Annotated in this window: 15 protein-coding genes; 5 read left to right on the top strand and 10 right to left on the bottom strand. The window is 68.3% G+C overall.

Annotated elements, in window-relative coordinates:
* Positions 1-43: 43 nt before the first annotated feature.
* The 7 genes from thiE to gatC all read right to left on the bottom strand — a co-directional run bounded on the left by thiE (position 44) and on the right by gatC (position 9,424).
* The gene (thiE, locus tag FAZ79_RS05185) at positions 44-685 is read right to left on the bottom strand and encodes a thiamine phosphate synthase (RefSeq protein WP_136866913.1); all 642 of its coding nucleotides are present in this window, start codon (positions 683-685) and stop codon (positions 44-46) included.
* A complete protein-coding gene (locus FAZ79_RS05190) occupies positions 682-1,737 on the bottom strand; it encodes a glucokinase (RefSeq protein WP_211238796.1) in 1,056 nt (351 codons plus the stop codon). Before FAZ79_RS05190 ends, thiE begins: the two co-directional genes overlap by 4 nt.
* Positions 1,734-5,000: a glycoside hydrolase family 15 protein gene (locus FAZ79_RS05195; protein ID WP_136866914.1), complete on the bottom strand. Its 3,267-nt coding sequence runs from the start codon at positions 4,998-5,000 to the stop codon at positions 1,734-1,736. The genes FAZ79_RS05190 and FAZ79_RS05195 overlap by 4 nt, the downstream gene beginning before the upstream one ends.
* 93 nt (positions 5,001-5,093) lie before the next feature.
* The gene (locus tag FAZ79_RS05200) at positions 5,094-6,059 is read right to left on the bottom strand and encodes an Hsp33 family molecular chaperone HslO (protein WP_136866915.1); all 966 of its coding nucleotides are present in this window, start codon (positions 6,057-6,059) and stop codon (positions 5,094-5,096) included.
* 27 nt (positions 6,060-6,086) lie between these two features.
* Positions 6,087-7,556 carry an Asp-tRNA(Asn)/Glu-tRNA(Gln) amidotransferase subunit GatB gene (gatB, locus tag FAZ79_RS05205; protein WP_136866916.1) on the bottom strand — a complete coding sequence of 490 codons (1,470 nt, stop codon included), beginning with the start codon at positions 7,554-7,556 and terminating at the stop codon, positions 6,087-6,089.
* A 19-nt stretch (positions 7,557-7,575) separates the two neighbouring features.
* Complete coding sequence (gatA, locus tag FAZ79_RS05210; RefSeq protein ID WP_136866931.1) at positions 7,576-9,012, bottom strand: Asp-tRNA(Asn)/Glu-tRNA(Gln) amidotransferase subunit GatA; 1,437 nt, start codon at positions 9,010-9,012, stop codon at positions 7,576-7,578.
* A 124-nt stretch (positions 9,013-9,136) separates the two neighbouring features.
* On the bottom strand, positions 9,137-9,424 hold the full coding sequence (gatC, locus tag FAZ79_RS05215) for an Asp-tRNA(Asn)/Glu-tRNA(Gln) amidotransferase subunit GatC (RefSeq protein ID WP_136866917.1): 288 nt from the start codon (positions 9,422-9,424) through the stop codon (positions 9,137-9,139).
* 457 nt (positions 9,425-9,881) lie between these two features.
* Here gatC and FAZ79_RS05220 point away from each other — a divergent pair, with 457 nt between their 5' ends.
* The 3 genes from FAZ79_RS05220 to mreD are packed head-to-tail and all read left to right on the top strand — an operon-like array spanning position 9,882 to position 12,332.
* Positions 9,882-10,919: a rod shape-determining protein gene (locus FAZ79_RS05220; RefSeq protein WP_136866918.1), complete on the top strand. Its 1,038-nt coding sequence runs from the start codon at positions 9,882-9,884 to the stop codon at positions 10,917-10,919.
* 11 nt (positions 10,920-10,930) lie between these two features.
* Positions 10,931-11,869 (top strand): rod shape-determining protein MreC, encoded by a 939-nt coding sequence (gene mreC, locus FAZ79_RS05225; RefSeq protein ID WP_136866919.1) that lies wholly within the window; start codon positions 10,931-10,933, stop codon positions 11,867-11,869.
* Positions 11,859-12,332, top strand: coding sequence for a rod shape-determining protein MreD (gene mreD / locus FAZ79_RS05230; RefSeq protein WP_169303593.1), 474 nt, complete (start codon positions 11,859-11,861; stop codon positions 12,330-12,332). Before mreC ends, mreD begins: the two co-directional genes overlap by 11 nt.
* 35 nt (positions 12,333-12,367) lie before the next feature.
* On the opposite strand, the gene FAZ79_RS05235 is transcribed toward mreD, so the two are convergent.
* On the bottom strand, positions 12,368-12,730 hold the full coding sequence (locus tag FAZ79_RS05235; protein WP_136866921.1) for a diacylglycerol kinase: 363 nt from the start codon (positions 12,728-12,730) through the stop codon (positions 12,368-12,370).
* Positions 12,731-12,803: 73 nt separating this feature from the next.
* Positions 12,804-13,184, bottom strand: coding sequence for a glycine cleavage system protein GcvH (gene gcvH, locus FAZ79_RS05240; RefSeq protein WP_136866922.1), 381 nt, complete (start codon positions 13,182-13,184; stop codon positions 12,804-12,806).
* Between the two features lie 239 nt (positions 13,185-13,423).
* On the opposite strand from gcvH, the gene FAZ79_RS05245 reads away from it, so the two are divergent.
* The gene (locus FAZ79_RS05245; RefSeq protein WP_169303594.1) at positions 13,424-15,466 is read left to right on the top strand and encodes a TonB-dependent receptor; all 2,043 of its coding nucleotides are present in this window, start codon (positions 13,424-13,426) and stop codon (positions 15,464-15,466) included.
* Positions 15,467-15,630: 164 nt separating this feature from the next.
* Here FAZ79_RS05245 and FAZ79_RS05250 read toward each other — a convergent pair whose 3' ends face one another.
* Positions 15,631-16,602, bottom strand: a complete 972-nt coding sequence (locus FAZ79_RS05250) for a sigma-54 dependent transcriptional regulator (RefSeq protein ID WP_136866924.1) — start codon at positions 16,600-16,602, stop codon at positions 15,631-15,633.
* 109 nt (positions 16,603-16,711) lie between these two features.
* Between FAZ79_RS05250 and FAZ79_RS05255 the strand changes: the two genes are divergently transcribed.
* Positions 16,712-17,977 (top strand): multifunctional CCA addition/repair protein, encoded by a 1,266-nt coding sequence (locus FAZ79_RS05255; protein WP_136866925.1) that lies wholly within the window; start codon positions 16,712-16,714, stop codon positions 17,975-17,977.
* Positions 17,978-18,385: the final 408 nt, after the last annotated feature.

Consider the following 18,385-nt stretch of genomic DNA (forward strand, 5'->3'; position numbering starts at 1 on the left):
TTGAAACCTAGGAAATGGGGACACGGCGTTTGCGGGTGTCGGATCAGGCCGCCACCATGGCCCGCGTCAGCGACTCGGCGGCGGTGCGGATATCGGAGGCGGCAAACACCTCGCTGATTACCGCGATCATGTCGGGGCGATGCACCATCAAGTCCGCCACGTTGCTCGCCGTGATGCCGCCGATGCCACACACGGGGCGGCCGAGGGTCTCCCGGGCCCAGCCGAGTACGTCGGCGGGCGCCCCGGGGGCATGCGGCTTGGTCGGCGACGGGAACATGGCCCCGAAGGCCAGGTAGTCGGCCCCTTCCGCCGCGGCACGCTCGGCCCGAAGCCGGTCAGCATAGCAAGACACGCCGATGATCGCATCGAGCCCGGCGGCCTCGAAACGCGCCCGCGTGTCCATCAGCGCGTCGTCGTCACGCCCGAGGTGCACGCCGTCGGCCCCGACCTCGATCGCCAGGGACACGTCGTCGTTGACGATGAACACCCGGCCGTGACGACGACACAGCTCGGCAAGCGCCGCGGCCTCGTCTCGGCGTCGAGCGACCTCATCGCTCTTGTCGCGGTACTGGACGATGCGCGCCCCGCCCTCGATCGCCTCGGCCACCGCGCTGACGAGCGCCTCGCGCTGGAACCGGGTGGTGTCGGTGATCACGTACAGTCCGCTCAGGTCGTCACGGCTCATCGTTCATCCCGTGTGTGGTTGATTTGCTGCTCCGCCAGCCGCCTGGCCCCGGTGATTCCCAGTTCCCCGTCGGCGACCACCCACAGCGGCAAACGGCCCAGCATGGTCGCAAACCGGCCCTTGTCGAGAAAGCCCTCGAGCGTGTACTCGCGCAGAAACGGCAGGACATGCCCCACCAACCCGCCGGCGATGAACACCCCGCCCGTCGGCAAGGCCTTGAGGGCGATATTGCCGGCCTCCGCGCCGAGGATGCGCGCGAACAACCGACAGGCGATCACCGCGCACTCATCCGACCCGTCGCGTGCCCAGGCCGTGATCCGGGCATTGGGATCGGCGGCGGCCGCGAGCTGCTCGTCGGCATCCGTGGCGCAGCGCCCCAACTGGGCGTGACGGGCGAAGGCGTACAGCGACGAAAACCCATCCCCGCTGAGGATGCGCTCGTAGCTGACGTGCCCACCGAAACGCCCGCGCAGATAGGCCAACAGCGCGGTCTCGCGCTCGTCATTGGGGGCAAAGTCACAGTGCCCGCCCTCGCTGGGCATGGGGTGATGACGACTGCCGTCATGGAAGAACAGGGCCTCGCCCAGGCCGGTGCCCGGTGCGATCACGGCGGCATGGCCCTGTGCATGGCCGTGGGCATCCCCGATCGCGGCTTCCGGGTTGAGGTTGACGCGCGTGTCGACCGGGCTGGCGAGCGCACCCAGCCCGACGGCAATCAGGTCATTGACCAACCGCACGGGACAGCCACCCAGCTGCTCGCCGATGGCCGCAGCGGAAAGGGTCCAGGGCAGATTGGTCGCCCGCACACGCGCCTCGGCCCCCTCACCATCGACGGGCCCGGCCACACCGAACGCCGCGGCCTCGATGGTCCGCCCTTGCGCCCCCCTCCGTTGGCCGGCGAGGTCGAGAAAGGCCGCAAGCAGGGTGGCGAAATCCGCGTGGTCACGACTGGGCAGCGTGCGCACGAAGCACGCCGTTGCCGCCCCGGGCTCGAACAACGCCAGGCGCGCCCGTGTGCCGCCGATATCTCCGGCCAGGATCATCCGGTTCATTCCTTCGCCTCCCTCTGCATCCCGGCACCGCCGGCCGCCCCGGCCTGCCCGGCGGCATCCGCGGTCAACAGGTAATCCAGCGCCTTGCCCACCCAGTGGGCGACGGCCCGTGGCGACCGGCGGTAGAACGCCTGCCAGGCATCCGCCCTCGCGTCGTCGTAACGACCGGCATCGTCGGGGTGCTCGGCCATCCAGGCCAGCCGCACGGCGTGGCCGATCACCACGTCGAGCACCAGCGGTTCCTCGATCACCAGATCCTCGCCGGCCGTCAGGATCTCGATCAACGCGACGATCGCCTCGACCGTCAGCTCGCGGTACTCGGGCGCCTCGATCCGGTTGAGTCGATGCTCGACGGCCAGCGCGAAATTGTGTTCCCTCGCCGTCGACTGCCCCCGGTAGACCTGGCTGTCTAGGACGTTGCGCGAATCGTAGCGGTTGCCGATCACCAGCGCCGGGACGTGGCCCAACAATTCCCAGACCCCCTCGTAGAACCGTTCCGGCAAGCGACTCATCGCTCCGCCGATCTGGCGCTGGTGATACCAGTCGACCCCGCGTTCATTGGCTTCGCCCACGTCGTGCGCGAGCGGCCGGTCGACCAGCGGCGGGCACGGCGTCTCGCCCGACGGCGAATCGCTCGCCACACCGCCACCATCGCGTCGATGCAACGCCTCGAGCCGTTCGGGCCGATCACGCCAGTCGATCGCCTCGCGCAGCCGCTGCCGCAATTCCTGTGGTGCCATGGACACGAGCTCGTCCAGCGCCTGCGCCGGTGAGGTGCCGGACTCACGCGCCCGCAAGGCGACCAGGATCTGCAGCAACGGCCCCGTGCGCAGCGTGAGCACGTGATCAAACAGCTCCGGCGAGGCCCGCAGCCAGGCCCCCAGGTGGATGACCAGTTCCTGCGTCAAGGCCCGTTCACGGGCATCGTCACCGCAGTAGGCGTGGATCCGGCGCAGGATCTCGCGGTTGGAAATCGGCGCGTCGATCACCGCCCGTCGGCTGTAGGAACGCCCCACGGCCACGCGCTTTTGTCGCACCACGAGATCCATGAGGGCCACCTCGAGAAACCCGTCGACCACCCCGACGAGATCGGCGGCCAGTCGCATCACGCGCCACGCCGCCACGCGTTGGGCCAGGCGCAACAGCGCCATGCCGTGCGCGTGCCAGTCACCCACCCGGCCATCGATATCGGCAAACCGCCGCTCGGACGACACATCGGCGGCGCGCAGCCAACGGAGCAAGGCGAGCCGCTCGTCGAGCGCGACGGCCTCGCCGAAGGCGGCCGTCAGCGCATCGACCGACGGCGATTCGCCCAGCGACGCGGCCAGACCGTCGACGTCGCCCCCCCACTCCCAGCGGCCGGGAACGAACGGCTCGGCCGGCCGAGCCGGCGGCAGCTCGCCAGGCAACACCCACCGTGACGCGGACTCGACCAGGGTATCCAGGTGAGCGAGCGTCACCGGCATCCCGTCCAACGCCCCGTTCTCCAGTTCGCGGCAGAAGGACAGCACGGCCTCGCCTCCCGCACCATCGAGCATCCACTCGTCCACCGGGATCACCCAGATCGGGTGGCTTGCCCCATTCGCGTGCCGGGCAAGGTAGGCCAGGCTGGTCCGGATCTCGTGGACCAGCAACTCGGCATCCCGGCCGAGCAGGAAGGTGTCGCTATCGAACAGCGCCGGCAGCACGGCGGTCTCGCCACGGTCGGTTGCGACGACCCGGGCCGCCGACAGACCCAGCAGGCGCCGGGCCGGACGGCCGGTCAGCGCCAGGTGGCCATTGGCCCCGAACGAGGCAAGGCGCTCGACCAGGGTGTCGGCGGTGATCACCGACGTGCGTTGCCGGCCCTCACGCGTCACATGGCTCACGCCCGCCGCCGCGAGTCGATCGGCGACCGTCTCGGTCCGTGCCAGCAGCGCCACGCCGATCTCCTGCGTGGTCGGTCGCTCGGCACCACGATGCCGCCCGATCGGGTCGATGTCCGCCGGGCGGATGCACCCGGCAAGCAGCAACCGCCCGACCACCCACAGGCTCTGTGCCCAGACGAGTGGTCGGTTCTCGTTTGCCAATCGGTTGACCGAACCGGGCCGCTTCCGCTCGGCCTCGATGGAATCGGCCGGCACGAAGTAGAGCTCGGGCAACACCGGGGCCCCGCCCTCGCAGACCGCCACGGACTCGATCTGGCGGTGGACGGCCCGGGCCGACGCCAGGTCGCCGGCGAAACAGGCGTTGATCAACCGGTAGGTGAAAAACAGCGGCCACTCGCACTCGATGCGGGCGAATGCCTCGAGCTCCTCCGGCTCGTAATGCAGCTTGGATTCGTCCTCGATCGCCGTCTGATGGCCGTCGCGCAGAAAGCGCTTGTAGCCGTAGCATCCCGCCAGGCGGGTGTCGATGCGCTCGATCACCTCGGCGGCCTTCTCACCGGCGGCAAAGGCGGGAAAGCCGGTCACGGCGAGCAAGGCCGAGTCGATTTCCTTGGAGGCCGACTCGCGGGGCAGGATCGAGTCCAGACACTGCCTCACCCGGGCGATGTCGTCCGGCACGACCAGCAACCGGCTACGCGCATCGCCATTGGCGCCGAACAGGTCGAAGCCGTCGGCGGCCTCCAGCGCGGCCAGCACCAGGCCGAGCGAACTGGCGTTGAGTTCCCGTACGCCGTGGTTGATCTTGTTGCCGCGTTCCCAGATGCCGTAATCGGGCACCACGTAGGCGCGCGAGAGGTACCAGACCAGGTTCTGGACGAAATCGACCTCGTCGCGTCCCTGCACGATGGTCAGACCGGAGGCGGTCATCTGCACCAGCATCAACAGGTACAGCGAGGTGGCGTCCAGTTGCAGGTGCCCCCAGTCCTCGTCACCCACCACGGCCTCGCCGGTCGCCGTGTCGTACTTGGCATGCAGCGCATCGATGGGGTCGAGGCTTGCCTTGAATCGCTCGACCCGATCGGCCTGCCGCATCATGGCCATCAGCAGGCCGCGCATGTTGCGCACCACCGCCTGCTCCAGCTCGAAGGCACGCGACGTCTCACCGGCACGCCGGCAGGCGATGCCCAGTGTCCAGGGGCCGAGGATGCTGTAGACGTTGTCCCGTACCCAGGCATCGGTGTAGTCGCCGTGGGCGGTCACCGCGGTGCTCGCGGGCAGGAGGCCCGAGATCGGGTGCTGGCGATCGAGGATGTGACGACGGACCTCGACGAACAGCGCATCGAGCGACACGCCGTCCTCGGCAGGTGAACTGGGCAGGGCGTGACCGGACGTCATGCGATACACCGGGTGGTCGTTATGGACAGGCCGGGAAACGCATCCAGTATGGCCGCGTTCACGACGACCGGCCAGCGCTCGACAACATCGGCGTCAGTGACGGGTGGACTCGGGCGGCTCGACGCTGTCGCTGGTGAGCAGCTGCTCGACGTCGACCCGATCGAAGCGATACAGGCTGCCGCAGAAGTCGCAACGGATCTCGATGACGTCCGGCGTTTCCTCGCTGTCCAGCGTGGCCTCGAGTTCCTTGCGGCCGAGACTGGTCAGCATCTGGCCGACGCCCTCGCGAGTGCAACCGCAGTTGAACGCCACGCGGGCCACGTCGTGGATGCGCAGCGCCTCCTGGTGGAACAGCCGGTGCAGCAACTCCGGTGCCGAGACCTGTCGCATCTCGCGACGTCCCTGGTCACCGAGCAGGGTGTCCACGAGCTTGCCGACATGCTCGAACCCGCGGGCCGCCGCGCCGGCCGTCGGCACGATCCCGCCGGTCTCGGGCATCTGCTGGATCAGCATGCCGGCGGTCACCTCGTCATCCGCGGCCAGGACCAGCCGGGTGGGGAGTTGCTCGGACTGCTGGAAATAACCCTCGATGGCGTTTTCCAGGCCGGCGCCCGCGATCGGAACCAGCGACTGATAGCGCGCGCCGTCCTCGGGTTCGATCGTCAGCACCAGCTGACCGCGGCCCAGTTGCTCCTCGAGGTGATCGCCCGCCTCGGCGAGGCGCTCGTCGTCCCACTTGGCCATGCAGCGAAAGCGCCGGTCGGAGGTGACCTGCACCACCAGCAGGCTGATCGGGCCGCGGCCGGCAAACTGGAGCACCAGCCGCCCCTCGAACTTGAGGCTGGCCACCATCAGCACGGCCCCGGCCACCGCCTGGCCGAGCAGGCTGGCCACCGCCGGCGGGTAATCGTGGTTCTCGATCGCCGCCTGCCAGGTGGTCTCCAGGCGCAGCGAGACGCCCCGCACCCGCCCGTCCTCGAAGGAAAAGCGGAACAGCTCGTCGCCCTGCGGCAAACGCTGCCAGTCGATCGATTCGGCCTTGCCGGTCATTTCGCTCATGAGACTCTCCGGTTGGCGTGCGTCGGCTCAGTCGCCGTCCAGGCGGCGCTTGAGCACCTCGTTGACCGCCTGCGGGTTGGCCTTGCCCTTGGCGGCCTTCATCACCTGGCCGACGAAGAAGCCGAACAGCTTGTCCTTGCCGCCGCGGTAGGCCTCGACCTGGCCGGGGTTGGCGGCGATCACCTCGTCGACCATCGCCTCGATCGCGCCGGTGTCGGAGATCTGCTTCAAGCCGCGCGCCTCGATGATCGCGTCGACCGAGCCGCCCTCCTCGGCCAGGGCCTCGAAGACCTCGCGCCCGAGCTTGTTCGAGAGGGTGCCGTCGCCGATCCGCTCGAGCAGGTCGGCCAGCTTGTCGGCCGGGACCGGGCAGTCGCCGATCTCGAGCTCGAGGCGGTTGAGCAGTGCGGCGACCTCGCCCATCACCCAGTTCGCGGCCAGCTTGGGATCGGCACCGTCGCGCGCAATCACCGCCTCGAAGTACTCGGCGGTCGCACGGCTGGCGGTCAGCACGCCGGCGTCGTAGGCACTCAGGCCGTACTCGGACTGGTAGCGGCCGGCCTTGGCGTCCGGCAGCTCGGGCAGCTGGGCGCGCCAGGACTCGATCGTCGCCTCGTCCAGCACCACCGGCAGCAGGTCCGGACAGGGGAAGTAGCGGTAGTCGTCCGCGTCTTCCTTGGTGCGCATCAGGCGGGTCTCGTCGCGGTCCGGATCGTACAGGCGCGTGCACTGGACCACCTCGCCGCCGGTCTCCAGCAGGTCCACCTGGCGCTCGATCTCGAACTCGATCGCCCGCTGCAGGAAACGGAAGGAGTTGACGTTCTTGATCTCCGCGCGGGTGCCGAAGGCCGTCTCGCCCTCGGGGCGCACCGAGACGTTGGCATCGACGCGGAACGAGCCTTCCTGCATGTTGCCGTCGCAGATACCCAGGTACTGCACGATCGCGTGGATCTTGCGGGCGTAGGCGACCGCCTGCTCGGGGGTGCGCATGTCCGGCTCGGAGACGATCTCGATCAGCGGGGTGCCGGCCCGGTTGAGATCGATGCCGGTCATGCCGTGGAAATCCTCGTGCAGCGACTTGCCGGCGTCTTCCTCGAGGTGGGCGCGGGTGACGTTGATGGTGTGCTCGCGCGCCTGCTTGCCCTCGCCGGTGGTGACCGTCACCTGGCCGCCGACGACGATTGGCCGGGCCAGCTGCGTGGTCTGGTAACCCTTGGGCAGGTCCGGGTAGAAGTAGTTCTTGCGGTCGAAGCTCGAGACGCGCGAGATCTCGGCGTCGATGGCCAGGCCGAACAGCGAGGCCATGCGGACCGCGCCCTCGTTGAGCACGGGCAGAACGCCCGGCAGCCCGAGGTCGACGGCGCAGGCCTGGGCGTTGGGCTCGGCGCCGAAGGCGGTCGACGCGCCGGAGAAGATCTTGGAACGGGTGGCCAGCTGGGCGTGGATTTCCAGCCCGATGACCGCTTCCCAGCCCGAAGGGATGACGTAGTCAGACATGTCGTTTTCTGCCCTTCGCTTAGTGGTTGGAGGAATCGCCGCCCAGCGTCGGCATGCGGGTGTGCCAATCGACACGCTGCTGGTACTGGTGGGCGACGTTGAGCAGGCGCGCCTCGTCGAAGTGACGGCCGATCAGTTGCAGACCGACCGGGCGCCCCGCGACGAAACCGGCGGGCACCGACATGCCCGGCAGTCCGGCCAGGTTCACCGGAATGGTGAAGATGTCCTCGAGGTACATCTTGGCCGGGTCGTCGCTGTGCGCGCCGCGGTCGAATGCCGGGGTGGGCGTGACCGGCCCGGCGATGACGTCGCACTGTTCGAAGGCACGCTGGAAGTGATCGGTCACCAGGCGGCGGGCCTTCTGCGCGCGGCGGTAGAAGGCGTCGTAGTAGCCGGCGGACAGCGCGTAGGTGCCCACCAGGATGCGGCGCTTGACCTCCGCGCCGAAGCCCTCGGAGCGGCTGCGCTCGTAGAGATCCTGCAGGTCCTTCGGATCCTCGCAGCGATAGCCGAAGCGCACGCCGTCGAAGCGCGACAGGTTCGAGGAGGCCTCGGCCGGGGCGAGCAGGTAGTAGGCGGCCAGCGCGATGTCGGCGTCCGGCAGGTCGATCTCGACCGTTTCGGCACCGGCGGCGCGCAGCTCGTCGATCGCCGCCGTCACGGCGTCACCCACGGCCGGGTCGAGCGCCTCGGAGAACCATTGCCTGGGGATGCCGACGCGCAGGCCGGCGATCGAGTCGTTCAACGTGGCGGCGTAGTCGGGCACCTCGCGGTCGGCGGAGGTCGAATCCCGCTCGTCGAACCCGGCCATCTCGCCGAGCACCGTGGCGCAATCCTCGGCGGACTTCGCGATCACCCCGCCCTGATCGAAGCTCGAGGCGTAGGCGATCATCCCGTAACGCGAGACGCGGCCGTAGGTGGGCTTGATACCGGTCACGCCGCAGAAGGCGGCCGGCTGGCGGATCGAGCCGCCCGTGTCGGTGCCGGTGGCGAACGGCACCAGCCGCGCGGCGACGGCCGCGGCCGACCCACCCGACGAGCCACCCGGTACCGCGTTCGTGTCCCAGGGGTTGGCGACCGCGCCGAAGTGACTGTTCTCGTTGGACGAGCCCATGGCGAACTCGTCCATGTTCGCCTTGCCCAGCAGCACGGCACCGCTCCGGGTCAGGCGTTCGTGGACGGTCGAGTCGTAGGGCGCGACCCAGTCGGCCAGCATGCGCGAACCGCAGGTGGTGCGCGTGCCCTTGGCACAGAAGATGTCCTTGTGCACGTAGGGGATACCGGCCAGGCGACCGGTCTCCGAGGCGGGCTCGACCGGCTCGGCCCGACTGACCAGGCTATTGAGCGACGGATCGATCGTCTCGATGCGTGCGGCGAATGCCGCGGACAGGTCGGCGGCGGTGTACTCGCCGGCGGCCAGTCCCGCGCGCAACTCGGCGATCGAGGCATTGATCAGGGCGGCATCCCCGCCACGATGCGGAATATCACTGGTGGACACGAAAACTAATCCCCTTGCAGGCAATGTGGGTCGTTGTCGGCATACATGACGACCGGGCCGGGCGCGGCCGGCCGGGTTCGACTCATTCGATGACCTTGGGCACCAAAAACAGGCCGTTTTCCTGTGCCGGGGCGGCGGCCATCAGGGTCTCGCGGTCGTCGGTCTCGGTGACCTCGTCGGGGCGCAGCCGCTGCACTTGGTCGAGCGGATGGGCCATCGGCTCGAGGTCGTTCAGCCTCGGGTCGTCAAGGCGGTCGGCCTGCTCGAGGATCCCGTTGATATCCGAGCGCAGCGCCTCGGCCCAGTCCGGCTCGACGGCGATCCGGGCGAGGTGCGCCACCGCTTGCAGTTGATCGTTGGTCAACGACATGGTCGTCATCCCTCAAGGAACGTGATTGGCGTGTAACGTGAAATTGGTGAGATTGGCACGTAACGTGGCTTGACGTATCCGCCCCCACCCGGCCGCGCGGCCGTTCGCCAAGGCATTCGCCCGACGGCGATGGGAACCCGCCGGCGGGTCGCCTGTCGAAAGGCGCGTGCCGGCGGGTGGAAATCCGGCGCGAAGCCTACCACAGCCGCGCCTGCCTGCCGAGTTCGGCACTTGCCTGAAAGCGCGCATGTTGCTACCGTAACCGCTTATTTTTCGCGGCTCATCGCGGTCGGTCGACGGACCGATACCGAGGGAGGTTGCCTGCCGGCCAGGCAGGTCCATCGCGCCGCGCGAACGGGAAAGGACTCAGGCGCTGCCGTCTCGCCGCGGCAGCGCGCTCACGAACCGCTCCCCGGTTCGACCACATAACAATAGACATCATTCGGTTATATCCCCCATGTTCAAAGGCTTCCGCGGCATCTTCTCCACCGACCTGTCCATCGACCTGGGCACGGCAAACACCCTGATCTACGTGTCCGGCAAGGGCATCGTCCTCGACGAGCCCTCGGTGGTCGCCCTGCGGAACGATGGCGGTCAGACCGTGATCCAGGCCTACGGCAACGAGGCCAAGCAGATGGTCGGCCGCACGCCGAAGTCGATTCACGCCGTGCGCCCCCTGCGCGACGGGGTGATCGCCGACTTCCACGTCACCGAGAAGATGCTGCAGCACTTCATCAAGAAGGTGCACTCCTCGCACTGGTTCCGCCCCAGCCCGCGCGTGCTGGTCTGCGTGCCGGTGGGCGCGACCCAGGTCGAGCGCCGCGCGATCCGCGAATCCGTGCTTTCGGCCGGCGCCCGCCGCGCCTTCATCATCGAGGAACCGATGGCCGCGGCGATCGGCGCCGGGGTCGACGTCGACGAGCCGCGCGGCTCGATGGTCGTCGACATTGGTGGCGGTACCTCCGAGGTGGGCGTCATCTCGCTTGACGGCATCGTCTACTCCTCCTCCGTACGCATCGGTGGCGACAAGTTCGACGAATCCATCATCGCCTTCGTCCGTCGCCACTACGGCATCCTGATCGGCGAGGCGACCGCCGAGCGGATCAAGAAGGAAATCGGCTCGGCCTACCCGGGCAAGGAACTGCGCGAGATCGACGTCAAGGGCCGCAACCTGGCCGAGGGCGTGCCGCGCAGCTTCACCCTCAACTCCAACGAGATCCTCGAGGCGCTGCAAGAGCCGCTGTTCGGCATCGTCCAGGCCGTGCGCGCCGCCCTCGAGCAGACGCCGCCGGAACTGGGTGCCGACATCGCCGAGCGCGGCATCGTGCTGACCGGTGGCGGGGCCCTGCTGCGGGATCTCGACAAGCTGATCATGGAAGAGACCGGTCTGCCGGTGGTGGTCGCCGAGAACCCGCTCACCTGCGTGGCGCGCGGCGGCGGCAAGGTGCTCGAGCTGATCGACCAGCGCAACAACACCCTCTTCGCTGACGAGTAACGGCGCCGGTCATGGCGCTTTTCGATTCCCACCGCCCCGGACTCAACCTGCTCCTGGTGCTGGTGGTGGTATCGATCGCCCTGATGAGCCTCGACCGGATCGGCACCCGCTGGGTCGGTCAGCTCGATCAGGGGCTGGGCGGGGCGACCGACGGCATCATCAAGACCATCCACCAGCCGGTGGTCATGGCCCGCGGCATCGGGCAATGGTTCGTGGAACGCCGCGAGCTGCACGCCGAGGTCGAGCGCCTGCGCGAGGAGAACACGCTGCTACGCGGCCAGATGCAGCAGTTCGTGGCCCTGCAACGCGAGGTAGACGAGCTCCGCGCCATGCTCGACGGCGAGGCGAGCACGATTCCGGGCGTACTGCTCGCCCGGCGCATCGGTCACCCGCCCAGCCTGCGGGGCAATCTCTTCACCATCGGACGCGGCTTTGGCGATGACGTGCGCCCCGGCGACCCGGTCATCGACGCCCACGGGGTGGTCGGCCAGATCCTGCGCAGTACGCGCTTTGGGGCGACCGTCATCCAGCTGACCTCTCGCGACCACATGCTCTCGGTCATCCTCGGCGATACCGGCCGCAGTGCCCTGCTCCGGGGCACCGGCGACCGGCAACTGGTCGTTGAACGCGTGCCCGAGCGCACCGCGATCGAACCGGGCGACCTGCTGACCACCTCCGGCATCGACACCGCCTTCCCGCGCGGCTACCCGGTCGCCCGCGTGTCCACCATCGAGATGGACGAGGCCCAGGGCTTCATCCGGCTGATTGCCGAACCGGTCGCCGACCTCGAACGTCTCGATCACGTGCTGGTGATTACCGAGCCCCCGGATGCCCCGGATGCCTCGCCCAAGGCAGGCGGAACACCCGGGGAGACTCTCGAGCGCCCGGCCGTCGCGCCGGCACCAGACGAGTCCGCCACGACGGCTACGGGGGAGAGCGATGACGACTAGCTGGTTCGCGATTCTCCTGACGAGCATTGCGGCGCTGGCACTGACCCTGCTGCCGCTGCCGGCGGCCGTGCAGGTGCACAACCCGCAATGGCTGCTGCTCACGGTGATCTTCTGGTCGCTCTACCGCCCGGCTCAGGCCGGACTGATCTATGCCTGGATCGCCGGGCTGATGCTCGACGTGGCCACCAACGGGCTGCTGGGACTCAACGCCCTGCTGTTCACCCTGACGGTCTTCCTCGTCCTGTCCCTGCGACAACGCCTCAGCGTGGCCCCACTGCTCTCCCAGGCGCTGCTGATCGCGGCATTCACCCTGGTGTTCCTGATGGTGGCCCTGTGGGTCGAGGGCGTGGCCAACGATCTGGTCTCCATGGCCACCTACCTCTCGCGGGCGCTGAGCAACCTGGCGGCCTGGCCGGTGGTGTTCTTCCTGCTCAGCCGACTGGCACGCATCTCGGAGCGTTGACCCGGAGCTCGGGCCTCCTCGGGCCCGGGACCACGTCAGTCGAACAACAACACGCCCCAGACCACGGCGGCGATCACGATCGCCATCAACACGGCCGCCGAGCCGACGTCCTTGGCGCGTCCGGACAGCTTGTGCGGATCGTGTCCGATACGATCGACCACCGCCTCGATTCCGGTGTTGATCAGCTCGACCATCAGCACCTGCAGCACGACCGCGATCAGCAGCGCGCGCTCGAGCGCGGTGTCGCCGAGGAACCACGCCGCCGGCACGGCCCCCAGCGCCACCACGATCTCCTGACGGAACGCCTCCTCCTTGTGCCATGCCGCGCGTAACCCTTGCAGGGAATAGCGCAACGCAAACCACACGCGCCGGAGCCCGTAATTCTGTTCGGATGCCATCGGCCTCTCTCCGGCTTGGTATCGAGCCTGTCTTTCATCCGTGGCGGCCAGTCGGTGAAACGCACCGCCGCGGTCAGTCGGTCGCCTCGAGCATGCGCCCGTACTCGTCGGGGCTCATCCAGTCGGCCGGTTCGCCCTCCATGCGGATCTTGAGGATCCAGCCCTCGTCGAGCGGATCGTCGTTGATCAGTTCGGGACTGTCCTCGAGTGCCTCGTTGATCTCGAGCACCTCGCCATCGACCGGGCAAAGCACGTCCGATGCCGCCTTGACCGACTCGAGCGTGGCGCAAGGCGCGCCCTCGGAAACCGCCTGCCCGACGTCCGGCAGGTCGGCGAACACCACGTCGCCCAGCATCTCCTGACCCTGCTCGGTCACGCCCACGGTGATTACGTCGTCCTCGACGGTGTACCACTCGTGGGTTTCGCCGTAGCGCCGATCCTGCCGAATTTCCATGGGCGACTCCTTACATCAGGTTAAGCGGGTAAACAGGCCCGCGATTCTGGCACAAACCACGGCCCTTCTCGATTACCGGCCTCGCCACACCGCGGCATTTGCCGCACCGCATGGGCCACCTGCCACGGATTGCCTCCCTCGGACAACGACAAATCAATGGGTTATCGATGGCCCGGTTTCTGCAAACCAGAGGGGAACCAATCGTGACGTATAACGAACCATCGAGGGATGACCACCGCATGACCGTCTGCCGCCCCCTGCATCGACCCACCCTGCTGCGCGCCTCGATCCTCGCCGGCCTGATGACCACTTGCCAGGCCGCTGAGGCCGAGGGCCTGGAGACGATCCTGATCACCGCCGCCGAACCGCCGGCGATCGATGAACCGACCACCCTGACGGGCGAGGAAACCGCGCCCAGGGCCGACCTGGCCGAAACACTGCGCGAGATCAGCGGGGTGGAGGCCGGCAGGATGTCGGGGCACGGGCTCGATCCGATCATTCGCGGGCAACGGGAACACCAGCTCAATGTGCTCCTCGACGGCGCGGGCATCGCCAACGCCTGCCCCAACCGCATGGACCCGCCGACGAGCTTCGGCAATCTGGCCGGCTTTGATGCCGTCGAGGTACACAAGGGGGTGACCTCCCTCACCCGGGGCCCGGGCGGCAGCGGCGGCCGCATCGAGCTCACCCGCAACACCGTCGAGCGTGCCGCCGAGGCCGGCATGCAGTCACGCCTCGGTTTTGCCACCAGCAGCAACGGCCTGGCCGACCAGACCAGCGCGGACGTGCTACTCAGCGACGGCAACGCCTACGGCCGCGTGATCGGCCAGATCGGCAACGGCGAGAACTACGAGGACGGTGACGGCAACGAAGTGCCCTCGTCGTTCAAGCAGCGCAGCGGCACGATCATCGGCGGCTACCGCGTGTCGGAGGCGACCGGTATCGAGGTGTCCATCGATCGCAACCGGATGCTCGATACCCGCTACGCCGGTTCCGGCATGGATTCGGTGTTCGACAACGCCACCATCTATCGCCTCGACGGCCGTCTCGGCGATCTCGAGGGTCCGGTCGATGCCCTGCGGCTCGAGGTCTCGCGCGCGAATGTCGATCACCTGATGGACAACTACAGCCTGCGCGAGCTTACCGCCCCGATGCCCATGGAAGCGCCGGCCGAATCGCACACCACCACCGCGCGCCTGACCGCGTCTTCCCGCATCCACCAGGTCGAGCTCGATTACGGCCTCGATTTCCAGCGCGTCGAACAGGATGCCCAAGCGTTCAATGGGATGACCGACATGCTGATGTTCCGCCAATGGCCCGAAGGCCGGACCGACCAGATGGGTGCCTTTGTCGAAGGCGACTGGCAAGTGGATGCACGCAATGCGCTGCGCGCCGGCCTGCGGGTGGATCGTTTCGAGAGCGAGATCGATTCGCGCCTCGACAAGAGCATCGCGACGCACCCGATGGTGCCGATCGCCATCCGCGGGTCCGCCCGAGAGATGAAGAGCGACTCGGCGATCAGCGCCCTGCTCCGCTACCACCACACGTTCACCGGCAATCTCGCGGGGCACGTGGGGATCAGCCGGACCGCGGTCGCCCCGAACCTCACCCAGCGCTACCTCAGCACGCTGATGAACGGCAACCTCATGAAGGTGGGCAACCCGGACCTCGAACCCGAGATCCATCACCAGGTCGAGACCGGCCTGTCCTGGCAAGGCGAGCGGCTCGTTACCAACGCGAACCTGTACGTCGACCAGGTCGACAACTACATCCTGCAGGATCGGCAGATCGCGGGCCTGATGCCGATGACCACGAGTTTCCGCAACGTCGATGCGCGCCTTTACGGCGGCGAGCTCGACCTGAGCTACGCGGTGACCGACTGGTTGGCGACCCAGGCCCAGGTCAGCTACGTGCGTGGCCGCAACACCAGCGATTCCCGCGATTTGCCGCAGATCCCGCCGTTGTCGGGGAATCTCGGCCTGCACGCCGAGCGAGGCGCCCTCGACGGCGCCGTGGTCCTGCGCTGGGCCGCGCGCGCCGAGGCCCTCGATGAACAAAGCGGACTCGACACCTCCGAGACCGCCGGCTACGCCGTGCTCGACCTCACTGCCGGCTACGACATCCACCGCCACTGGCGCCTCGAGGCCGGCATCGACAACCTCTTCGACCGAACCTACGCCCAGCACGTCAACCGTGCCTACAGCGGCGTGTTCGGCGACCCGACCGCGCGCATCAACGAACCGGGCCGCACCGTCTGGGCGCGCCTGACCGCCACCTTCTGATCCCTTGCTCTCTCCAGACTGTCACGCCGCGGCGTGGCCTTGCGGCAGCCATGGGCTGCCGTTTTTTTGCTGCCGAGATCGCCCCGCGCACGCCGGCACCGCAAACGAAAAGCCCCGTGCCGGCATGCACCGACACGGGGCTGAGGGCCCGATGAGCCGCGCCGCTATTCGATGGCAAACTTCTTCAGGCGATAGAGAAACGTATCGCGACTGAGATGGAGCAGGCGCGCGGCGCGCGACTTGTTGCCACCGCTCTGGACCAGGGCCTGGCGCAGCAGGTCGCTCTCGACGGCCTCCAGGTCGACGCCGCCCTCGGGCAGCAGGAAACCGGGGGCGATCGGTCCGCCGTGCTCGCTCTGGGCCGCCGAGCGCATCGCCGGCGGCAATGCCTCGACGTCGACGACCCCACCCGGGTGGAAGATCACCAGCCGCTCGGCGAGCTGCTTGAGCTCCCGGACGTTGCCCGGCCAGCGGTAGCGCCGCAGCACGCCGGTGGCGCGCGCGGTCAGCCGCGGCAAGGCCACCCCGTTGCGGGCCGCGTTCTCCTCCAGAAAGCGGCCGAACAGCCAGTCGACGTCGCCCTGACGATCCCGCAGCGGCAACAGCTCGATCGGCACGCCCGCCAGGCGGAAGTACAGGTCGGCGCGGAACTCGCCTGCCTCGACCATGCCGGCGAGATCCCGATGAGTCGCCGCCACCACGCGCAGGTCGACCCGGCGCGTGCCGGTCTCGCCCACGGCGCGCGTCTCGCCGCTCTCCAGAAGCCGCAGCAGTTTGGCCTGCAACGCCAACGGCAACTCGCCCAACTCGTCGAGAAACAGCGTGCCGCCATCGGCCTGGTCGACCAGGCCCGGCTGGTCGGCGAGCGCCCCGGTGAACGCCCCACGCCGATGGCCAAACAGGGTCGATTCGGCCAGCTCGTCGGGAATGGTGGCGCAGTTGACCGTCACCAGCGGACGCGCGGCGCGCGGCGAGCCGGCGTGGATGGCCCGGGCCGCCAGTTCCTTGCCGGTGCCGGTCTCGCCGGTGATCAGCACCGTCGCCTCGGTCGCCGCGACCAGCCCGATGCTGCGCAGCGTGGACTCGAAACGTGGCGACTGGCTCTGCAATGCCTCAAGATAGGGGTTCGCGTTCATGACTTTGTGTCCGCAACGTGACTGGTTCGGGCGGTAGTCTACCGCCGCCAACCGTCATGATAAAGCAGGCTTTTGCCACCCACACCCGACTCAATCACCCGGAGATACGATGCCCGATTCGGTCACCGACAACCTCGAGTGCTACATCGTCGGCGGCGCCGTGCGCGATCGATTGCTCGGTCGCGAGGTCGTCGACCGCGACTGGGTCGTGGTGGGGGCCACGCCCGAGGCAATGCTCGAACGCGGGTTTCGCCAGGTCGGCGCCGATTTTCCCGTGTTCCTGCATCCCGAGACCGGTGAGGAGTACGCGCTGGCCCGCACCGAGCGCAAGCAGGGCCGGGGTTACCACGGCTTTGCCGTCCACGCCGCCCCCGAGGTCACGCTCGAGGACGATCTCGCGCGGCGGGATCTGACCATCAACGCGATGGCGATGCGGGAGGACGGCGAACTGGTGGACCCCTTCGGCGGTCAGGCCGATCTCGAGGCGCGCCGACTGCGCCACGTCGGCCCGGCCTTCGTCGAAGACCCGCTGCGCGTACTGCGCGTGGCGCGCTTCGCCGCGCAACTGGGCGCACACGGCTTCGAGGTCGACGGTGCCACCGCCGCGCTGATGCGGGAGATGAGCCACAGCGGCGAGCTTGCCGACCTGGTCCCGGAACGCGTCTGGGCCGAGACCGTCAAGGCCCTGGGCACCGAGCGGCCCTCGCGTTACTTCGCGGTGCTTCACGAGGTCGATGCCCTCGGCGCGACCTTCCCCGAGGTCGAGGCCCTGTTCGGCGTGCCACAGCCCGAGGAATACCACCCGGAGGTAGACACCGGCATCCACACCCTGCTGGTGCTGGATGCCGCCGCCGGGCTGAGCGACTCGGTCGCGGTGCGCTTCGCCGCCGTCTGCCACGACCTGGGAAAGGCCCTGACCCCGCGCGAGGAATGGCCGAGTCACATCGGCCACGAACGGCGTGGCATCCAGCCGACCCGGGCGCTCTGCGAACGCCTGCGCACCTCCAAGGCGGTCCGCGAACTGGCCATCACCGTCACCGCCCAGCACGGTCGCATCCATCGGGCCCTGGAGATGCGGGATGCCACGCTGGTGGACCTGCTCGACGAGCTCGACGCCCTGCGACGCCCGGAACGCTTCGACGACATCCTCACCGTCTGCCACGCCGACTCGCGCGGCAAACCGGGCAAGGAATCGGTCGACTACCCGGAGGGCGACTGGCTGCGCCGGGTGCGCGCCGCGGTCGCGGCCGTCTCGCCCCAGCCGTTGCTCGAACGGGGCATTCGCGGCAAGGCACTCGGCGAGGCCCTGAGGCGGGAACGCATCCGTGCGGTCGCTGCCTTGCGCGCGGCCCCGGAAGACGGCGACTCGACCTGAGTCACCAGGGGAAACTCTGCACGATTCGATGGCATCTCTGGCTCGCGGGTTTGTTCGCAATCAAGGCGCCGGACCGAAGGCGGGCTTATTGCCCGTCGAGGGACGGCAACGCCGAGTGCGGACAAACCCGCGAGCCCCGTCCGGGCGGGCCTCCAAGGGCCCCATCTGCGGCGTTGCAGCCCTTGTAAAGGGCGACGGCCCTTCTCGGCGGACTGCGCCTTGCATCTGGGCCCTTGGAGGTCCCGCAGAGACGTCATCGAATCGTGCAGAGTTTCCCTAGCTGTGATCTCTCAACAGGTTGTCCACGGAACCCATCCAATGGATGCTGAGTTTGCCGACCAAGCAATCCATGACAGGAGGGTCCCGTGGACATCCATCAGAATGCCGCGCTAACACCTCGAGGTCGAG

Origin of the sequence: Guyparkeria sp. SB14A, from assembly GCF_005096345.1 — a bacterium.
Classification (GTDB): domain Bacteria; phylum Pseudomonadota; class Gammaproteobacteria; order Halothiobacillales; family Halothiobacillaceae; genus Guyparkeria; species Guyparkeria hydrothermalis.

Coding starts and splice junctions, on each gene's coding strand:
- FAZ79_RS05250 (WP_136866924.1), bottom strand. CDS start 16,602: ATGAACGCGAACCCCTATCTTGAGGCATTGCAGAGCCAGTCGCCACGT.
- thiE (WP_136866913.1), bottom strand. CDS start 685: ATGAGCCGTGACGACCTGAGCGGACTGTACGTGATCACCGACACCACC.
- mreD (WP_169303593.1), top strand. CDS start 11,859: ATGACGACTAGCTGGTTCGCGATTCTCCTGACGAGCATTGCGGCGCTG.
- FAZ79_RS05235 (WP_136866921.1), bottom strand. CDS start 12,730: ATGGCATCCGAACAGAATTACGGGCTCCGGCGCGTGTGGTTTGCGTTG.
- FAZ79_RS05200 (WP_136866915.1), bottom strand. CDS start 6,059: ATGAGCGAAATGACCGGCAAGGCCGAATCGATCGACTGGCAGCGTTTG.
- FAZ79_RS05245 (WP_169303594.1), top strand. CDS start 13,424: ATGACCGTCTGCCGCCCCCTGCATCGACCCACCCTGCTGCGCGCCTCG.
- FAZ79_RS05255 (WP_136866925.1), top strand. CDS start 16,712: ATGCCCGATTCGGTCACCGACAACCTCGAGTGCTACATCGTCGGCGGC.
- FAZ79_RS05195 (WP_136866914.1), bottom strand. CDS start 5,000: ATGACGTCCGGTCACGCCCTGCCCAGTTCACCTGCCGAGGACGGCGTG.
- FAZ79_RS05190 (WP_211238796.1), bottom strand. CDS start 1,737: ATGAACCGGATGATCCTGGCCGGAGATATCGGCGGCACACGGGCGCGC.
- gatB (WP_136866916.1), bottom strand. CDS start 7,556: ATGTCTGACTACGTCATCCCTTCGGGCTGGGAAGCGGTCATCGGGCTG.
- gatC (WP_136866917.1), bottom strand. CDS start 9,424: ATGTCGTTGACCAACGATCAACTGCAAGCGGTGGCGCACCTCGCCCGG.
- mreC (WP_136866919.1), top strand. CDS start 10,931: ATGGCGCTTTTCGATTCCCACCGCCCCGGACTCAACCTGCTCCTGGTG.
- FAZ79_RS05220 (WP_136866918.1), top strand. CDS start 9,882: ATGTTCAAAGGCTTCCGCGGCATCTTCTCCACCGACCTGTCCATCGAC.
- gcvH (WP_136866922.1), bottom strand. CDS start 13,184: ATGGAAATTCGGCAGGATCGGCGCTACGGCGAAACCCACGAGTGGTAC.